General features: G+C 37.2%; 15 protein-coding genes and 3 pseudogenes. 14 read left to right on the plus strand and 4 right to left on the minus strand.

All coding sequences use genetic code 11. The features are described from left to right. Positions 1-283 precede the first annotated feature (283 nt). The 7 genes and pseudogenes from L3081_RS09890 to fadD all read left to right on the plus strand — a co-directional run bounded on the left by L3081_RS09890 (position 284) and on the right by fadD (position 7,539). Positions 284-649, plus strand: a complete 366-nt coding sequence (locus L3081_RS09890; protein ID WP_242285399.1) for a hypothetical protein — start codon at positions 284-286, stop codon at positions 647-649. Positions 650-759: 110 nt separating this feature from the next. Beyond that, positions 760-2,705 (plus strand): annotated as a pseudogene (locus tag L3081_RS09895) (ATP-dependent DNA helicase). A 44-nt stretch (positions 2,706-2,749) separates the two neighbouring features. Then, a complete protein-coding gene (tsaB, locus tag L3081_RS09900; RefSeq protein WP_242285400.1) occupies positions 2,750-3,463 on the plus strand; it encodes a tRNA (adenosine(37)-N6)-threonylcarbamoyltransferase complex dimerization subunit type 1 TsaB in 714 nt (237 codons plus the stop codon). Between the two features lie 229 nt (positions 3,464-3,692). Continuing rightward, positions 3,693-4,061, plus strand: coding sequence for a hypothetical protein (locus L3081_RS09905; RefSeq protein WP_242285403.1), 369 nt, complete (start codon positions 3,693-3,695; stop codon positions 4,059-4,061). 140 nt (positions 4,062-4,201) lie between these two features. Further along, entirely contained in the window at positions 4,202-4,672 is a 471-nt protein-coding gene (locus L3081_RS09910) for a M50 family metallopeptidase (RefSeq protein WP_242285405.1), read from the plus strand. Positions 4,673-4,810: 138 nt separating this feature from the next. Beyond that, the gene (locus L3081_RS09915) at positions 4,811-5,716 is read left to right on the plus strand and encodes an alpha/beta fold hydrolase (protein ID WP_242285407.1); all 906 of its coding nucleotides are present in this window, start codon (positions 4,811-4,813) and stop codon (positions 5,714-5,716) included. A 168-nt stretch (positions 5,717-5,884) separates the two neighbouring features. Beyond that, a pseudogene (fadD, locus tag L3081_RS09920) lies at positions 5,885-7,539 on the plus strand (long-chain-fatty-acid--CoA ligase FadD). Between the two features lie 66 nt (positions 7,540-7,605). Here fadD and L3081_RS09925 read toward each other — a convergent pair. Continuing rightward, positions 7,606-8,344, minus strand: a pseudogene (locus tag L3081_RS09925) (YciK family oxidoreductase). 262 nt (positions 8,345-8,606) lie between these two features. Here L3081_RS09925 and L3081_RS26760 point away from each other — a divergent pair. From L3081_RS26760 to L3081_RS09935, 3 genes are all read left to right on the plus strand, one after another. Beyond that, complete coding sequence (locus L3081_RS26760; RefSeq protein ID WP_274620401.1) at positions 8,607-9,269, plus strand: hypothetical protein; 663 nt, start codon at positions 8,607-8,609, stop codon at positions 9,267-9,269. 125 nt (positions 9,270-9,394) lie between these two features. Then, positions 9,395-9,868, plus strand: coding sequence for a hypothetical protein (locus L3081_RS26765; protein WP_476728548.1), 474 nt, complete (start codon positions 9,395-9,397; stop codon positions 9,866-9,868). Next, positions 9,790-11,151 carry a VolA/Pla-1 family phospholipase gene (locus L3081_RS09935; protein ID WP_242285409.1) on the plus strand — a complete coding sequence of 454 codons (1,362 nt, stop codon included), beginning with the start codon at positions 9,790-9,792 and terminating at the stop codon, positions 11,149-11,151. The genes L3081_RS26765 and L3081_RS09935 overlap by 79 nt, the downstream gene beginning before the upstream one ends. Before the next feature lie 54 nt (positions 11,152-11,205). On the opposite strand, the gene mnmC1 is transcribed toward L3081_RS09935, so the two are convergent. Genes mnmC1 through mnmC2 form a run of 3 tightly spaced genes read right to left on the minus strand, consistent with a single transcriptional unit; the run spans position 11,206 to position 13,271 of the window. Beyond that, the gene (gene mnmC1 / locus L3081_RS26770) at positions 11,206-12,066 is read right to left on the minus strand and encodes an FAD-dependent 5-carboxymethylaminomethyl-2-thiouridine(34) oxidoreductase MnmC1 (protein WP_274620402.1); all 861 of its coding nucleotides are present in this window, start codon (positions 12,064-12,066) and stop codon (positions 11,206-11,208) included. Further along, on the minus strand, positions 12,011-12,601 hold the full coding sequence (locus L3081_RS26775) for an FAD-dependent oxidoreductase (protein ID WP_274620403.1): 591 nt from the start codon (positions 12,599-12,601) through the stop codon (positions 12,011-12,013). Before L3081_RS26775 ends, mnmC1 begins: the two co-directional genes overlap by 56 nt. After that, entirely contained in the window at positions 12,555-13,271 is a 717-nt protein-coding gene (gene mnmC2 / locus L3081_RS09945) for a tRNA (5-methylaminomethyl-2-thiouridine)(34)-methyltransferase MnmC2 (RefSeq protein ID WP_242285411.1), read from the minus strand. The genes L3081_RS26775 and mnmC2 overlap by 47 nt, the downstream gene beginning before the upstream one ends. 266 nt (positions 13,272-13,537) lie before the next feature. Between mnmC2 and fabB the strand changes: the two genes are divergently transcribed. The 4 genes from fabB to L3081_RS09965 form a co-directional block, all read left to right on the plus strand. Then, positions 13,538-14,752 (plus strand): beta-ketoacyl-ACP synthase I, encoded by a 1,215-nt coding sequence (fabB, locus tag L3081_RS09950; RefSeq protein ID WP_242285413.1) that lies wholly within the window; start codon positions 13,538-13,540, stop codon positions 14,750-14,752. Between the two features lie 154 nt (positions 14,753-14,906). Continuing rightward, a complete protein-coding gene (locus tag L3081_RS09955) occupies positions 14,907-16,055 on the plus strand; it encodes a 4-phosphoerythronate dehydrogenase (protein ID WP_242285415.1) in 1,149 nt (382 codons plus the stop codon). A gap of 44 nt (positions 16,056-16,099) precedes the next feature. Further along, the gene (locus tag L3081_RS09960; RefSeq protein WP_242285416.1) at positions 16,100-17,119 is read left to right on the plus strand and encodes an aspartate-semialdehyde dehydrogenase; all 1,020 of its coding nucleotides are present in this window, start codon (positions 16,100-16,102) and stop codon (positions 17,117-17,119) included. A gap of 320 nt (positions 17,120-17,439) precedes the next feature. Next, on the plus strand, positions 17,440-18,658 hold a 1,219-nt coding region (locus L3081_RS09965), incomplete at its 3' end, for a FimV/HubP family polar landmark protein (protein ID WP_338027220.1).

Below are 18,658 nucleotides of genomic sequence, written 5' to 3' on the forward strand. Positions count from 1 at the left end.
AAGTATACTAAAATGATTGATTTTATCTATGGCGTTAGAGTACTGATAAACCCAATTAGCTTCAAGGAATAAATAACACTTTTTTATGATTATTTGTTCTATGATACAAACCTTGTGTTATTACTCTCTTATAAGTGGGAAGATAGTATTCGATTTGTACGTTATTTGCTCGTATTAACATTTGCGAATATTAAAGTTATCTTTGGAATTGACGATAAATAAGAATGCAACTTATTTTAAATCTTAACATTACATAAACCTGAACAGCTGAAATTGAGGATTTATGGATATTTTTACTACACAATTAACGCGCGTTGTACCTGTGCCTATCAAACCTGCTAATTTAAAGGTAAAGGCGTTGTTAAAAGATGCACGAGTAGGTAAATTGAAAGAAGATTTAGATCATCTTGAAAACCATGATTATTACTTTGAGGATGACAAGGGTGAAGATGAAAAATTAAATAAAGAACACGATAGCGAAAGTAAAGAGAGTATGGCGCAAAATAATGAACAAGACTGTATATCAACAAAAGAAACTGAGGGGAATGCTCAAGAAGGTAAAGGTTTAAATAAAGACACCGCGCCTAAAAATACTAAAGGTATTACTGAATCTGAAGACGGAGTGAAACATTTAGATCTTTATGTTTAGTGTATTACAAATTTTCATGTTTTGTTGTTTTAGATTAGTCTTTATGTTTGGTGATAAAACAGTATAATCGGCAATTCTTCTCATTTCTCTATTGTATAACTTGTTTTCTAATGACTTCAGTTGCTCAAGCATTTTCTAAAAATGGCGCTTTAGCTAAGGCTATAGACGGTTTTTCTCCACGACAAGCGCAGACTGATATGGCGTTGGAAGTGGCAATGGCCATTGAAAAGCACTCTTCGCTTATTGTTGAAGCAGGCACGGGAACAGGCAAAACCTTTGCTTATCTCATACCTGCATTTCTCAGTGTTAATTCGGCTTCAAGTGGTGATGAACTGAACACCAAAATTATTGTTTCAACGGGCACAAAAAACCTACAAGAACAACTCTTTCATAAAGATATTCCTTTAGTTAAAAAAGCATTGGCGAGTAATGTGCAAGTTGCGCTATTAAAGGGACGTGCGAATTATTTATGCCGGTATCGTTTAGCACAATATCAAGAAACACGTGGGCAGTTAGACGCCAATACGCTTACTGATTTAGTGAAAGTAAAAACATGGGCGAATACCACTCAAAGTGGTGATATTGGCGAATTAACTAATGTTACAGAAGACTCAGGTGTGTTCCCTTTTATTACTAGTTCATTAGATAATTGTTTGGCAAAAGACTGTCCAGAATATGAACAGTGCTACTTGGTCAGAGCCAGACAAAAAGCCATTGATGCCGATTTGATTGTTGTAAACCATCATTTGTTTTTTGCTGATATGGCACTTAAAGATACAGGTTTTGGTGAGTTAATCCCTAAAGCTCAAGTTGTTATTTTTGATGAAGCGCATCAAATTGGCGATATCGCCAGTGATTATTTTGGTGAAGCTTTTTCCACACGCCGGCTTGTAGATCTATGCACTGATGTTTCTCAAATTTATCGCAGCAAACTCACTGACATGAAGCAATTAGGTTTAGCGGCGGATAAATTACAAAAAACTTGCCAAGAATTTAGGTTATTGTTTCACTATGATCCTGAACGGGGCAATTGGCGAGAAAAATATCAGCAACCATCATTTAAACAAAAATATCAACAATTAAAAATTGATTTGGATTTTTTATATCAAGTAATAAAATTATGCGTTTCTCGTAATGAAGCCATTGATAGTTGTTTTGATAGGGCGGTAAAATTACTCGCGCAATACAATGTCATGACTAATGTCGATGTTGAGGGCATGAGTTTTTGGTATGAAACAACACCAAGGCATGTTGTGTTGCATTTAACGCCACTAAGTGTTGCTGATAAATTCAGTGCCTATGTTAAAGAATCAGGAGCAGGGTGGATCTTTACCTCAGCAACGCTAGCGGTAGATAATAGTTTTGATCATTTTTCCAAACATTTAGGTTTGTATGGCGCTAATCAATTATTACTTGAAAGCCCATTTGACTATCCGCAACAATCTCAGTTAATTGTGCCTCGTTATTTACCAGAAGCAAATGATAAAAACCGTGCGCGGCATTTAGCACACTTAGCAAAGCCTTTAATTATTGCCAAGCAAAGGCGCATGTTTTATGCTTTTTACTAGTTATAGAGTGATGAATCAGGTTGCTGAAATTTTAGCGGATGACCTTGAGAACCCTTTACTAGTTCAAGGGCAAATGGCAAAACGAATTTTATTAGAAAAGTTTGTAGAAAATGATAATGCGGTATTGCTTGCTACCGCAAGTTTTTGGGAAGGTATTGACGTAAGAGGCGATAAGCTTACTTGTGTTATAATTGATAAATTACCCTTTGCATCACCCGATGATCCTTTACTGCAAGCACGCTGTGAAGATGTTAGAAGGCGGGGAGGAGATGCCTTTGCACAAATTCAACTTCCGCAAGCTGTTATTTCATTGAAACAAGGCGTTGGTCGACTTATTCGTGATGTTAGTGATCGCGGCGTTATGGTGATTTGTGATAATCGTTTAGTGAATCGTCCATACGGGCAAACCTTTTTTGAAGAGTTTGCCCGAAATGAAACGAAGCCGAGATTTAACTAAGGCGATAACTTTTCTTGAAAGTATTCGTTAAAGTTTTTGTTAAAATAGTGCGTAAAATTTAAAAGGTAAAACATAGTGAATTATTTGGCCATTGATGCGTCAACAGAAGCTTGCTCAGTCGCTTTACAAGTGAATAATAAAATTTATAGCTGTTATGAATTATGCCCACAATCTCATAGCTTACAATTATTGCCTATGGTGGATAAATTACTTAAAGAAGCCAATATCACGTTATCACAATGTGATGGCTTAATTTTTGGGCGTGGTCCGGGTAGTTTTACTGGCGTTCGTATTGGTGTGGGGGTAGCGCAAGGGTTAGCGTTTGCTACAGATTTACCCGTTTTTGGTGTGTCAAGCTTACAAGCCATGGCTCAATTAGCTTTTATTAAAGCCAAAGAAACCAAGGTTTTTGCTACTATAGATGCTCGAATGGGTGAAGTTTACAACGGTTATTTTGAACTTGATCAATATAATATAATGCAAGCCCATAGACTCGCAGATCAACAAGATGAAGCGGTTACTGAACCGGCGTTAGTCCATCAACGTTTAGATGAAATTGTAACAACGCCCGTTTATGGTGTTGGTACGGGGTGGGATGCATACCCAAGACATTTATCCTCACTTAAAACGAATGTTGGTACACCAGAGATACTTTTTCCCAGTGCAGAAGCGATGTTAGTCATTGGTATAGCTGCGCTTAAACGTGGCGAAGGCGTGAATGCCGAAGATGCTCAACCTGTGTATGTACGTGATACTGTTTCATGGAAAAAATTGCCGGGAAAGGAGTAAGTTAGCTATCATAGTGCACGCTAACAGTGCGCGATGATGCCCCGTTTGATTTACTGCAAAAAATCATTGTGCCTGCTTTCGCTGTTTAGGCAGTAAATAACGCTTAAACACTATAAGCGACTAATAATTCGATATATATTTTAAGATTGCCAACACATACAAACTAAAAGGACCAAAATTGCGCTATGAATAAATTGCCTATAAATAAATAGTTTGCTAAATTGAGGTTATGAATATTTCTAGCGCCAACAGCGCCACAGCGATGCTTGGAAGATTATCCTCTGCAAGCACTCGCTCTCAGTCCAGTACACCGATTAACGAGTCGGTGCGTTCGCTTGATGTTAATAAAGCACAAGGACAACCGTCGAAAGGGGTGACACCCGAAATAGTTATTGATGAACAAGCTATTGAACAGTTTAAAGAGAATCAAACGTCACCATTAGCCTTTTCACAGTCAAATAATGTTAAGTTTTCTCCTGCTGACCAAGATCAACCGTCAGCAAAAAATGAAATAGCCGTAGCACACTATCAAGCTATTGGTAATTTATCTGAACGTGAATCAGTTCAAAAACTGTTTGGTGTTGACCTGTTAGCCTAGCTAATTTTTAAGCAAAATCATCAGTTCATCTTAATTTTCTAATGCTAAATCGAGTGTCAATGCCTTCTTTTTCTTCACATAATAATAAAGCTAAGTCTTCTATTTTTTTAAAGAAGTATCATTTTTTTATTTTGCTTATATTGGCAATTGTTATTAAACAATTACCGCTTGTTTCTATTCCATTTAACTGGTTAGAAAGCTATTTTCATGAAGTTAGTCATGGCATTGCGGCTTTATTAACTGGTGGAAATGTATTACGTATTCAGTTGTTTGCTAATGGCGCCGGTTTATGTACTACACAAGGCGGCATTAATTTTGTGATAACTTTTTCTGGTTATGCGGGAGCCACGCTTTGGGGGGGGGTTTATCGGTTATCGAGCATCCATCAGAAAGCAGCGCAAGGCTTTTCAATGTTACTCTTTTTTATTTTGATTTGCTCTATTGTGTTTTGGGGACGAGATTTATTAACTTGGCTCATATTAGGTGTATTAGCAACATTATTTTTATTTACTATAAAACTGCAAAAGATACATTATTTGCAACGCGTTATGCAATTATTTGGTTTGCTTATTCTATTAAATAGTTTATCAAGCCTTGACTTACCTACTTGATGGACGTCATTTAGGGGATGGTGCAGCTTTAGCATCCATGACCTTTATACCAGAAATTATATGGGTCGTTATTTGGTTTACTATTGCCTTGTTAGCACTTTTTTCACTTTATAAATCATCAAAAAGATAAGGATCCCTATGCTCACTGACCATGGTATAAAAGAAGTTAACTACATGCTTGAAACTATTTCATTGCAGGGACTAGTGTCTGGCTGTGAAAAAAGTGAAGACAATAACAATATAGTACTATGTTTGCATGGTTGGCTTGATAATGCCGCGAGTTTTTTACCTTTAATGCCTTATTTTCAAAAAATGTTGCCAAATAAACATATCGTGGCGATTGACTGGCCAGGGCACGGAAATTCAAGTCATAAAAGCCTTGATGCGCATTATCATTTTATCGATTGGGTTTATGATTTACTGCAATTATTTGAATTAAACCATTGGCAGCAAATTGATATTGTTGCACATTCGATGGGAGGAATGGTGGCAAGTGCTTTCGCTGCTGCTTTTCCAGAGAAAGTAAAATCTCTTACGTTAAGCGATTCAATTGGTTTTATCAGTACTGAACCTGAGCAATCGACTAAGCAACTTCGTGATGGCATGCTAAGTCGTTTTAACAATAGTACCTTAAAAGAACAGCTGTTTGGTGCTAAAAAGAAAAATTTCCATCTCAGTATAGATTCTGCGATTAAAGCCCGCGTTAATGTTTCTGATCTTAAATATGAACAGGCACAATTGCTTGTTGAACGAGGTATTATAAAAGAAGCAGAGGGATATCGTTGGCGGAGTGACGTTCGGTTACGTTCCACATCGCCATATCGTTTAACGTTAAAGCAAGCACAGCAGTTTATCCGTGATATAAAATGTCCAGTTCAACTGATTTATGGCAGCGAAGGTTTAGATATGGTGAGTTCAGGACTTAAGGTGTTTGGCACTTTGTTTGATCAATTTTCTAGCATTGAACTTGCCGGAGGGCATCATATTCATATGGAACAACCCGAGAAAACTGTTGAGTTAATAAAGCATTTTTTAGGTGAATAGTGAAATTTCCAGTAAAATTCAAACAACTGTTTAAATTTAACTGGTAGTATCAGTTAAAATTTGATAAAACAGTGCAATAATTTAATACTTCAATAAAAATGAAGTCATAAGTACGAACACTGAACTACACTTTCATATAGTTCTGAAAAATATAATGAGGAAGGTATTGTGGAAAAAATTTGGCTAGAAAAAGTTATCCCCTGGAGTTCCATTTGAAATAAATCCAGACAAATACCCCTCGTTAGTTGCAATGTTTAATAAGTATACTGCTCACTATGGCGAAAGAACTGCTTTTGTTAATATGGGGGCAGAAATATCTTATGCTGAACTTGCTGAAGAAGCCACAGCTTTTGCTGCATACTTGCAGCAAAATTTAGGTCTTAAAAAAGGCGATAAATTCGCCATAATGGTACCTAACACGTTACAGTATCCTATTGCATTATTTGGTGCATTGTCGGGTCGGATTGACTGTGGTTAATGTAAATCCCTTATATACAGAACGAGAGTTAGAACATCAGCTTAACGATTCTGGTGCTAAAGCAATGTTAATCATTGAAAATTTTGCACAAACCCTCGAAAATATCGTGAGTAAAACACCCATTGAACATGTTATTTTGACCTCGTTAGGTGACCGTCTTGGTTTGGTGAAAGGTAAGCTAGTTAATGTAGTAGTTAAATATGTGAAAAAAATGGTGCCCTCGTTTAATTTACCTGATGCTATTCGTTTTAATGCCGTTTTGTCAAAGGGAAGAGCATTAACTTTTACTCCCGTTGAGCTCAATGGGGATGATATTGCGTTTTTACAATATACTGGCGGTACGACAGGCGTATCAAAAGGTGCAATGTTAACACACCGAAATATGGTTGCTAATTTAGAACAAGCCAAAGCTGCTATCAGACCCATGCTTGATGATAGTGGTGAAATGGTAGTGACAGCACTTCCGTTGTATCATATTTTTGCATTAACGGCTAACTGCCTAACCTTTTTTACGTTAGGTGGTACTAATTTATTGATTACTAATCCTCGTGATATGCCGGCATTCGTGAAAGAGCTAGGTAAATATGATTTTACTGCGATTACGGGCGTGAATACCTTATTTAATGGCTTATTAAATACCCCAGGTTTTACTGATTTAGATTTTTCAGATTTAAAAATGTCTTTAGGAGGAGGGATGGCGGTTCAACGTCCCGTGGCCGAGCGTTGGGAAAAGGTGACTGGGTGTAGATTACTTGAAGGTTATGGTCTTACTGAATGTTGTCCCATGGTATCAATCAGTCCATATAATCAAAAAAGCTATAATGGTACAATCGGTTTACCTGCCCCATCCACAGATATTAAAATTATGCTAGAAGATGGTACTGAAGCTCCTATGGGGGAATCAGGAGAAATGTGGGTGAAAGGACCACAGGTTATGAAAGGGTATTATAATCGAGAAGAAGCGACTGCTGAAATTTTAAAAGATGGTTGGTTGGCAACGGGCGATATTGCTTTTATGGATGAATTGGGTTTCTTTAAAATTGTTGACCGAAAAAAAGATATGATCATTGTGTCTGGTTTTAATGTGTTTCCTAATGAAATAGAAGAAGTCGTTATGATGCATGAAGGTGTTGTTGAAGCTGCTGCTGTCGGTGTTCCACATGGTGCCTCTGGCGAAATGGTGAAAATATTTGTTGTACGTAAGCAGCCAGATTTAGATGAAGAGACGCTAATTAAGCATTGTCATAAATATTTAACTAACTATAAAGTACCTAAATTGGTGGAGTTTAGAGATGAATTACCTAAAACGAATGTAGGTAAAATCTTACGAAGAGAGTTAAGGTAATTTATCAGTAAGTTCTGCAAACGAAGAAAGGATTCAAATGTATACTTTCTTCGTTTGCTAAATACGTTATTGCGCTTTTAGAGTTTGTCCATTTACATCTAAACTGTCATCAGACATTAAATAAATATAAAGCGGCATAATATCATTGGCAGTTGCTATACTGTTTTTATCTTCTGCAGGGTAGGCACTTGCACGCATATTAGTATTGGTGGCTCCCGGGTTAATAGCATTTGTGCGTAAAGTCGAATTTTCATACTCATCAGCTATCACTTGCATCATGCCTTCTGTGGCAAATTTAGACATACTGTATGCTCCCCAGTAAGCCCGTCCTTTATTGCCAACACCAGACGAGGTAAAAACTAATGAGGCATTATCTGCTAGCAGTAAAGTTGGAATAAGCGCTTGAGCTAATAAATATTGTGCGGTGACGTTTACCTTCATTACATCATCAAATACTTGTTCATGAATTTGAGTGAAAGGGGTTAATTCGCCTAATATGGATGCATTAAGTAAAGCACCATCTAATTTGCCATATTGACTAGCAATCGTCGCAGACATATCAATATAATTTTGTTTGCTTGCCCCTTTTAGGTCTAATGGAATAATGGCCGGTTCAGCTAAACCAAGTGACATTATTTCATCATAGACAGCTTCAAGCTTTATGACTGTTTTACCTAATAAAATAACCGTTGCGCCGAGTTTAGCATAAGACAATGCAGCTTCCTTACCTATGCCTGCTCCAAAGACCTGTCACGAGTATAATTTTATTGGTTAAACTTTTTTCTTTAATAGTATATGCAAACATTGTTAATCCGAATTTAGGTCTTAATATTTTTCATAAATGAATAATAGCCATTTTACTTAGATTTATTTCTAATAACGAGAGAAAAATTAACAAAAATGTAAAAAACAACTGGCACATTGCCGGCGCTTGCGTTAAGTTTGTTAACTGGTCTAACTAGTTAAATAATGTCTCCTTTAGATATAAAGTAGGCAGGGCAATAATTTATTGCATTATACTTATTAATTAAAAAATAATAGAAATAAATAGGCATTGGGGAGATAAAATGAAAAAGTTAGTTCTTAGTCTAGCCATTATCAGCGCACTGAGTTTAAGTGGTTGTGATAATGAGACAATCGAAGATGTAAAAAAAGATGTGGCTGAAAATGGCACACCAATCATCGCTTCTGCAAGAGTTGTATTCGACCCTTCAAATGGCGTTTTATCCGTTCCAAATGATTTATTATTCTCGGACACTCCTGATGGTACTTTGCACATACCTGTTAAGAAAGATGATGCCGGCAATATTATATCAGGTGAAAAAAATGATGATGGCGAAGAAATTGAATCGCCTAACTATGCTGATCCTTCAACTGCATTAGGTGCGCTTGATGGTTGGTCTACTTCTAATCCTTTCTCTCTTGGTATTACCTTCCCTGAAGGTGCATCTCTCGATGGTAATTCGGTATTTAATCCGGCTTCGGTACAAATATTTGAAACATTAATGGGTGGTGACCTAGGTTGCGAAGCTGTTCCGCGTGGTGCCGCATGTACTGTTGTGAGTGAATTAACTTTTGGTGTTGATTTTGTCGCTAAAGCATCAGGAAACAATGTCGCCATTGTCCCTTTAAAACCATTAAAGGCGAAAACGACTTATATTTTAGCATTAACTAATAACTTAAAAGACAACAACGGCAAATCGGTTCCGGCTCTACAACTTATGAGTTAGTTCGTCAGGATATTAGCACTCACCCATTAGGGAGTGACGCACAAAAAGGCTTACAGGGAGTTATTAATAGTTATGAAAATGCTATTGCGGCGGCGGGTGCAGATAAGGATGCATTAATATATACAATGGCTTTTACTACGCAGTCTACGGTTGATGTATTGGCAACAGCGAAAGCATTAATGGCTAATAATGTACCAACTATGCTTGCTAATGCGATGAATGGGACGCCTACCATTGGTGTGCAAGATACGGGTATGTCAGTTGCTAATATTTTAGCAGGTAAAATCCCTGAAACTTTAGTGCCATTATATTCTGCAGCTAACTTTATGCAAGGTAGCATTACTTTACCTTATTATTTAGGTGTACCTTCAGCTGAAAATCCAATGGCACCTGTGAATGATTGGTGGAAATCTTTATGTGATTCTGGTGCTATATTAGCCGGCGTAGCAGGTAAAATTGCTGCCGGTGAACTTCCTGCTGAAACTATTCCTGCAGCCCCTGTGAGTGTTGATGACGGCACTTGTATGGCTATTTCAGCAGCAAAAGAATTACCGCCCCTGGCCTTAGGGCGCTTGGTTTTGATGCTAAACGTCACTTAACTAAGTTTAGTCCAGTACCTAAGGCTAACGCTGATATGGCTGTTGCGGTGCAAATGACAACACCTGATGTGAATGTAGCGAATGCTGTTCGATTAGGGTTGGGTTTACCTGCTGACTTGGTTGAACCTGAAAATGGTCGGCCAGTGGTTATATTACAACATGGTATTACCTCTAAGAAAGAAGACATGTTAGGTCTTACCGGCATTCTTTCTGTGTATGGTTTTGCAACTGTTGCTATTAATCATCCACTACATGGTGATCCTGATGTGTTTGGTGGACTAATGTCAGGTGGTAGCCGTGGTTTTGATCTTAATGGTGACGGTGTTGATGATATTAATGCCTCAACTGTTGAAGCGACGCATTATATGAATTTAGCAAGTTTACTCACTACGCGTGATAACCTACGTCAATCAACGTCAGATTTACTTGGTTTACGATTGGGCTTGAGTTTCTTAGGAGGAGTTCATGCTGAAGGTAATGCAATTAAGGTTGATGGTAGTAATGTTCATTTCTTAGGTCACTCTTTAGGTGCAATTACTGGTATGAACTTTATAGCCTTAACAAATACTCCGCTAGATGCGCAAGTTGATCCATTATTTGCCGTAAAAACAAATTCACTTGCCATGCCGGGTGTGATGGTTGCAAACTTCTTAATGGAGTCTGGTGCATTTGGCAATGTGGTTAAGTCAAACTTAGCTTATGCAGCTTCAGAAGCTTTCCAAGGTTATGTTGCGCAAGCACATCCGGGTACTACGAAGCCAAGTGCGGCTGAATTAGTAACCTATTATTTGGGCTTTTATGCCTTGCTAACAACGGATCAACAGGCAGAATTGAATGCTACCTTTGCGCAATTTGCTTTTGCAGCTCAAACAGTCACCGATTCAGGAGATCCTGCTAACTATGCGTCTATGATGGCAGCAACGAATACACCAACACATTTAATTGAAGTGGTTGGTAACGGTAGTGATAATTTAAGTGACCAAGTTATCCCTAATTCAATTTCAAGTACGCCATTTGGTGGTACTGAAGGTGCTATTGCACTATTAGGTTTAGGTAGTGTTTCTGAATCAACACAAAATGCCGAAACACCAGTTTCTGGTGCAGTACGTTACTTGTTTGGGCACCATGGTTCAATTTTAGACCCAGGTGTTGGATCTCGAGGTGAAGCGCCAGATCCGTTAATGACAGGCGCTACAACAGCCGAAATGCAAAGCCAAGTTGCTAACTTCTTTAATAGCGATGGTCATTTGATTTCAGTGCAAAATACAGCAATAGTTCAGTAAAAAGTTTTATGGAATAATGAAAGCCCTTAGTGAAAAACTAAGGGTTTTTTTTGCTTAGCTGATGTTATTTTTTCGTCTGATTATATCTCTAATAATAAAACGATTTGGACTTAAGTTAAACAACATATCATTATCTACAGGGTAGGGAGTTCCACATAAGTTAGCGGTTAAAATGTCTGCAGCTAATGGCGCTGAACATAAGCCTCTTGCGCCGAATCCCATCATAATATATAAATTGTCAACCACAGGGGCTACTTGATTATATTTCCAGTTTTTGTCTTTTGCTAAGTGTGGGTAGGTGTCAATATGCTTTTTAATATCAGGCATAGGACCAACCATGGGTAAATGATCTGGTGTCATACAGCGTAATCTTGATTTACTGCTCGCTATATCTTGTTTTGACCAATTAACTGAGTTGGCAAGCTCAGGCATGCATGTAGATAGCATATTGATATTAAATTCATCTTCTTCTGGTAGTGTCGTAATACGGGTGCTGTCTTTATTAAATGTAGCGCCAATACAGTGCATGTTATTATGATGGGGAGTTAAATAGCCTTTATGACAAATAACTGTTGAAAGCGGTTGAATGTTTTCATTAGTTTTCATACTGGTTACTTGCCCTTGAACTGAACTAAAAGGTAACTGATTTAGCCAATCGAAATTAATAATGTCTGCGCCACCACAAAAAATAACGACACTGGCTTCAAAGTCTCCTTTGTTCGTGGATAATTGCCAATTTTTAAGATGGCTATGATTTGAAGGTAAAGTTGTGTTTTGCTCTATTTTCGTAATTTTCGTAACTAAAGTATTGTGTTCAATGCGAAGTCTTCCGGTTGTTTTAGCAGCACTAATTATCTGTTTAACGGCATCTTGTGGTGATATCCAAACTGACTTTAGGCATAAATAAACCACCATAAGTTAACTCAATATTTGCCAATTTACTTGCGGTACAGGCGTCAATGCCATGAATTAAGTCTTTTGGCCAGGTTTTTAACTCTTCAAATTTTTGTTGGCGTTTAACAAATGACTCTTTATAGGCTACATCTAGCAAGCCGCACCACTGATGAGGAAAATTGAAACCTTGTTCAATCACGCTATTATAAACTTCTTTAGCGCGCCAAAAAGCTTGTTGATAGAATAAACTTATGTCGTCTGCTTGTTGATGCAATAGCGGATATAAGGCACCTATGGCATTACTTGAAGCACCTTGAGCCAAATCGTTATCTTTACAATATAGTGTCACTTTTATGCCTTGCTTCGTTAATGCTAACGAGGCACAGGCAGAGGCTATTCCTCCACCTATAATACTGACATGTTGCGGTTTTATTAGCGTCGGACGAAGCTGATAACCTTTCGTTGAATTAGGATTTTGTTGAAAAACCCCGGTTAACATTTCATGCTTATTACCGATAAAGTCTTTTTTCTGGGTACGAAAACCAATTCTTTGCATATGGCGCTTTACAAAACCAAAGAACGGTAAATGTTGCTATAGTTGCCTGTGGTTTAGATAATCTGCCTATTTGTTCAAATAATGCTTCGCTCCACATCTCTGGGTTTTTAGCAGGAGAAAAACCATCAAGATACCATGCATCAACAAGGCCCTGTTTGCGTGACGTTATATTTGCTAAGCCGTTAGCTGCATCATTAATGATTAGCTTGAGCGTAACTTGATTGTTAAAGAAGCTAAAGGTGAACTCTTTGAGTGTATTTTCGTCATTTGATAATATAGGATACTGAGCCAGTAGTAAGTCGATAAAAGTACGTAGCTGTGGAAATGCTTTAAGTGATTGTTGCAACTGTTCTATAGCTAGTGGGTATTTTTCAATACTTATAAAAGATAATTTTGGGACTATTTGATTGGGACTTTCTTGCTGTATTGCATGGTAAGCTTGAAGTGTTAATAGAAAGTTAAGCCCGGTGCCAAAACCTGTTTCTCCAATCACGAAACGTTCTCTTGCCTTTTTTATTCGCTTACTAATATTGTTGCCGCATAAAAATACTTGTTCACTTTGTTGATAACCTGATTCACTGTCAAAATAAATATCATTAAATTGGCTAGAATAGGGGGTGCCATCTTCTTGAAAGATTAATTTGGGGGCGTGAGTAACTTTTTTTGGCAAAACAAGCTCTGATCAATAGTAAATATTTGGCATATTTTACTCGATATATTGCTTGATATCATAGTTATTGTGTTTATATTGCATCAAGAGCGTAGATATTCTTTGAGTAAAAATATATTATAGCGTACAAGTGTACGCCGGATTTTATAATTTATTTGCTTATAGGGTAACTTATTGTACCAGTTAATTGATTAAGTTCAGTATAATGCTTTGGATTTTCAAAATTCGAATTTATATTTAATTTTTACGAAACAATGGTTGTTTAAATGAAACGTGTAGTGATCACCGGTATCGGTATTGTATCTAGCATTGGTAATAATGCAGATGAGGTTTTATCCTCTTTAAAGTCAGGGAAATCAGGCATTACTTACTCAGAAAGTTTTGCTGAACAAGGTTTAAAAAGTAATGTTTGGGGTAAGCCAGACATTGATATTGCAGAACATATAGATCGTAAAGCACTACGTTTTATGGGGGATGCAGCAGGTTATGCCTATATTGCGATGGACCAAGCTATTAAAGATTCAGCATTAACGCCAGAACAAGTATCTGATGTTCGTACTGGTATTGTTGCAGGTTCAGGGGGAGCATCATCAGCTAATATTGTTGCTTCTAGTGATACCCTTAGAAGTCGTGGTATTCGTCGAGTGGGTCCTTATGCGGTGCCTAAAACGATGAGCAGTACCGTTTCAGCCTGTTTAGCAACACCTTTTAAAATTAAAGGGGTTAATTACTCTATTAGCTCTGCGTGTGCAACAAGTGCTCACTGTATTGGTCATGCAATGGAACTTATTCAACTAGGTAAACAAGATGTAGTATTTGCCGGCGGTGGTGAAGAAGTTGATTGGTCACTTGCTATGATGTTTGATGGTATGGGTGCTTTATCTTCTGGTCGAAATGAAACACCGGAGTTAGCCTCTCGCACCTATGATGCAGACCGTGATGGATTTGTTATTTCTGGCGGTGGTGGCATGGTTGTGGTTGAAGAGCTTGAGCATGCACTTGCCCGTGGCGCACATATTTATGCTGAAATAGTGGGATATGGTGCAACATCTGACGGTTATGATATGGTAGCCCCTAGTGGTGAAGGCGCAGTACGTTGTATGCAGCAAGCTATGCAAGGCGTTGAAGGTGAGATTGATTATTTAAATACTCACGGAACGTCAACGCCGGTAGGTGATGTTAAAGAACTTGGTGCAATTCAAGAATTATTTGGTGAAAAATCACCAACAATTAGTGCAACGAAAGCGATGACAGGTCATGCATTAGGCGCGGCAGGTGTACATGAAGCTATTTACTCTATTTTAATGATGGAAAATAGCTTTGTAGCACCTTCCATTAATATTGATAATTTAGATGAGCAAGCACAAGGCTTGGACATTGTAACTGAAAAACGTGATGCTGAACTGAACTTAGTTATGTCGAATAGCTTTGGTTTTGGCGGAACAAATGCAACCTTGGTAATGCAAAAATATAAAGGTTAGCAAAAGCTGCTGAGTTACTCTTTTATAGTGTTCCAAATAAAGTCATATTGGTATTACTCAATATGGCTTTATTATTTCTAGCTGAGTAAGCCGACATTACTTATAATTTAGCGATTATATTTCTTACAATTCTTATGATGTTTATACAAAGTTAATGAAAATATTTTTTGATGAAAACATGCCTTATGCTAACGATTTTTTCAGTGATTTTTGTAAGGCTGAGGAACTTATTCCTTTCTCTGGGCGAGACTTAACTGCGGAACAAGTATTAGATGCCGATGTTCTATTAGTGCGGTCAATTACTAAGGTCAATGAAGCGTTATTGAAAAATAATAACAAAATCAGCTTTGTGGGTACCGCAACCATTGGAACGGACCATATTGATCAAGCCTATTTAAATGACCGTGATATAACATTTCATTCAGCCCCAGGTTGCAATGCAATATCTGTAGCAGAGTATGTAATAAGTAGTTTAGTGATTTTAGCTGAGCGCTACCAATTAGATATACAAAAATTTAGCGTTGGTATTGTTGGTGGTGGTAATACAGGAACGCGTTTAAGTGAAAAGTTAACTGCTTTAGGTATTGACTATATAATTTGTGACCCGTTACTTGAACAATCTAAAAATGATAATAGAGTTTTTTCATCATTAGAAGAAGTACTAAAGTGTGATGTTATTTCGTTGCATGTACCTAAAGTTATCGAGGGTGAACATCCAACCTATCATTTATTAGACAAAAGCCGGTTAAATAATTTAAAAAACGACCAGATTATAATCAATGCTTGTCGTGGTGAAGTTATTGATAACCAAGCGTTATTAGCATTAAAAAAACAAGGGCACGGTTTAAAAGTAGTACTTGATGTGTGGGAAGGTGAGCCTGATGTATTAATGCCACTTATTGAATATACCGAAATAGCGACTGCGCACATTGCGGGTTATAGCTTAGAAGGAAAAGCTCGTGGCACAGAAATGCTTTATCAGGCATTATGTGACCATATAGCGAAACAAGACTCAAGTAGTATTGAATATAAATATCAGTTAGTTAACTTTTTACCTCCCGCAAATATTTCAATGATTAAATTAAATCAAGAATTTAATGAAGTAATACTAAACCAACTGGTTAAAATGGTTTACGATGTTAGACGAGATGATGCAATATTTCGTCAACAGATAGCAAGTCAAGGTTTTGATAGCCTCAGAAAAAATTACCCGGTAAGACGGGAGTTTTCATCGGTACAAGTTACCTTATTACCAAATGCCCTAAGTGATGTGCCACATCACTTAGGTTTTAACAAAACATAACTAGCGTTAGCCTAGCTAACTTTAATGAAAAAAGAGAGAGGATCATGGCACAGAAATTTGATGTATGCATACTTGGCGCAACAGGGCTAGTTGGCAAAACCATTATGGAAATCTTAGCCGAAAGAGATTTCCCAATTAACAAATTATACCCTTTAGCAAGTGCTCGTTCTGCAGGCGAATTTGTTGAATTTAATGGCGAAAGCATTGAAGTGCTTGATGCAGACAATTTTGATTGGAGTTTGGCGCAAATAGGTTTCTTCTCTGCCGGCGGTGCTACATCTGCTAAATATGCGCCTATTGCGGGTGAAGCTGGCTGTATTGTTATTGATAACACGTCTGAATTTCGCTACGACGACGATATTCCCTTAGTAGTACCAGAAGTAAACCCTCAAGCATTAGCTGAATATCGCAATCGTAATATTATTGCAAACCCTAACTGCTCTACTATTCAAATGATGGTGGCATTAAAACCACTTCATGATGCAGTTGGTATTAGCCGTGTAAACGTATGTACCTATCAATCTGTTTCTGGTGGTGGTAAAGCCGCTATGGACGAGCTAGCAAAACAAACAGCAGATTTACTCAGTGGTAAGCCAGTAGAAACGAAAAACTTTTCTCGCCAAATTGCTTTTAATGTTATTCCTCAAATTGATGTGTTTCTTGAAAATGGCTACACCAAAGAAGAAATGAAAATGGTGTGGGAAACAAAGAAAATATTAGGTGATGATAATATATTAGTTAACCCTACCGCAGTACGCGTACCTGTATTTTTTGGTCACGGAGAATCTTTGCATATTGAAACAAATTCACCTATTTCTGCAGAAGAAGTAAAAGATTTGTTATCACAAGCACCAGGTATCGTTGTTTGTCGAAATGATGAAGATTTCCCTACACAAATTGGTAATGCTAGTGGTAAGGATGAAACTTTTGTCGGTCGAATTCGTGAAGATATAAGCCATAATTGTGGAATAAACATGTGGATTGTTGCCGATAATGTCCGTAAAGGTGCGGCAACTAATAGTGTTCAAATAGCAGAATTATTAATTAAAGATTATTTAAGTTAAGAATAAAAGAGTGACTTCTTGAATTTATAATTAAATTCTTATATTTCAGTAACATTCTCTTTAGAAAATTAAAAACTCGCCGTTAACATAAGATAGTCTGTGTTAATCGCGAGTTTTTTTATTTAATTTTCTCAAAAGACTAAGATATTTTTTTTGAATTTGATATGATTATTAAGAATCCAAACTAGTACGATTTTTAGCAGGGACGTATTAGGTGGAATGAAAATTGCTTTGTTTTTTAACGCCACTTTCATTTTCATTTTGTCAAATAAATGACAAAGAGCTAATTTTGTGAATAAAATAATAATTAGGAAACTTTGATGCAAAAATTATTACGCCTGTGTTTTCGACAGGTTGTTCTTAGTGTACCAATCATTAGTATATTAAGCCTGAGCATTATCACCACGAGTGTTTTCACTATTGGCTTTCCTGTTTTTGCTGAAGAAGTGGCTCCGCAAGAGCGCGGCATTCGTATGCGAGGACCCAAAAGCAGCGATGTTTTTCCTTATGAACGTTATGGGCCAATAACTCAACGAGATACGTTATGGAAAATCGCGTTGACGGTTCGTCCAGACAAACGCTTATCAGTTTATCAAGTGATGCAAGCACTGTATCAAGCAAACCCTGCTGCCTTCGTTGATGGAAATTTAAATCACTTAGTTGAAGGTCAGTATTTAACCATTCCTTCATTTGAACGCATGATGTCAGTTGATACGCGTGCAGCCAAACAGAAATCGAGCGAAGATGATAAAGCTTGGGGGAAAATACAACCAAGTAAAACGGCAAAAAAATCGACACCTGAAATTCCAAATGCTAATAAGCAAGATTTAGATACCGTAAAAATTGAAATCAATGATCAATTAACAAAAATAGATACAGAACAACAGAAGCGCTTAGAAAATATTCAAAATGATGTTTTAGATTCTATTGGTGGATTACAAGCTATTTTAAAAGAAAATGAAGCATTACGTCAGCGTTTGTCTTCATTTAACGATCAACTTAACACCATGCAAAAAGAGGTTGCTAAAAGTAAAGAAATTAAGCTGCAAATGGACGACATGATAAAATTGCAGCAAGCCCTACTTGCTAAAGCACAAGCAAGAGAGGAAGAGTTACTTCTAGAAAAACAACAAGCAGCCCTAGAAAAAGACAATTTCTTTTCAAGTACCTGGTTTATTGGTTCAATAATAACCTTGTTAACAATGCTATTTTTATTTGTGTTAGTCCTCTTTTACAAAAGACAAAAAATTGCACCGGCACAGGATGAAATATCCTTTGATGACAAACCGATAGAAAAATCTAAATCGAAAGTAGATAAAGCAAGTGATATAGCGCTTGAGGCAGATATTCAGGAAGATGAAAATCTTTCACTTGATGATGAGTTATCGTTGGACGATGAATTATCACTTGATGATGACCTTTCTATAGACCTACTCGAAGAGAATGATGAAGATGTAATTCACTTAGATGACAGTGATGATGACTCGCTAGATGACCTTGATGACCTCGATGATTTAGATGATATTTTACTTGATGATG

The sequence above is a fragment of the Colwellia maritima genome, assembly GCF_022669015.1.
In the GTDB taxonomy this organism is placed as follows: Bacteria; Pseudomonadota; Gammaproteobacteria; order Enterobacterales; family Alteromonadaceae; genus Colwellia; species Colwellia maritima.

Bases quoted from the DNA above. Each gene is read 5' to 3' on its own strand.
- L3081_RS26775 (WP_274620403.1), bottom strand. From the start codon at position 12,601: ATGCAAAGAATTGGTTTTCGTACCCAGAAAAAAGACTTTATCGGTAAT.
- fabB (WP_242285413.1), top strand. From the start codon at position 13,538: ATGAAACGTGTAGTGATCACCGGTATCGGTATTGTATCTAGCATTGGT.
- L3081_RS09890 (WP_242285399.1), top strand. From the start codon at position 284: ATGGATATTTTTACTACACAATTAACGCGCGTTGTACCTGTGCCTATC.
- L3081_RS09905 (WP_242285403.1), top strand. From the start codon at position 3,693: ATGAATATTTCTAGCGCCAACAGCGCCACAGCGATGCTTGGAAGATTA.
- L3081_RS09915 (WP_242285407.1), top strand. From the start codon at position 4,811: ATGCTCACTGACCATGGTATAAAAGAAGTTAACTACATGCTTGAAACT.
- L3081_RS26765 (WP_476728548.1), top strand. From the start codon at position 9,395: ATGGCTTTTACTACGCAGTCTACGGTTGATGTATTGGCAACAGCGAAA.
- L3081_RS09955 (WP_242285415.1), top strand. From the start codon at position 14,907: ATGAAAATATTTTTTGATGAAAACATGCCTTATGCTAACGATTTTTTC.
- L3081_RS26760 (WP_274620401.1), top strand. From the start codon at position 8,607: ATGAAAAAGTTAGTTCTTAGTCTAGCCATTATCAGCGCACTGAGTTTA.
- L3081_RS09960 (WP_242285416.1), top strand. From the start codon at position 16,100: ATGGCACAGAAATTTGATGTATGCATACTTGGCGCAACAGGGCTAGTT.
- mnmC1 (WP_274620402.1), bottom strand. From the start codon at position 12,066: ATGGTGGTTTATTTATGCCTAAAGTCAGTTTGGATATCACCACAAGAT.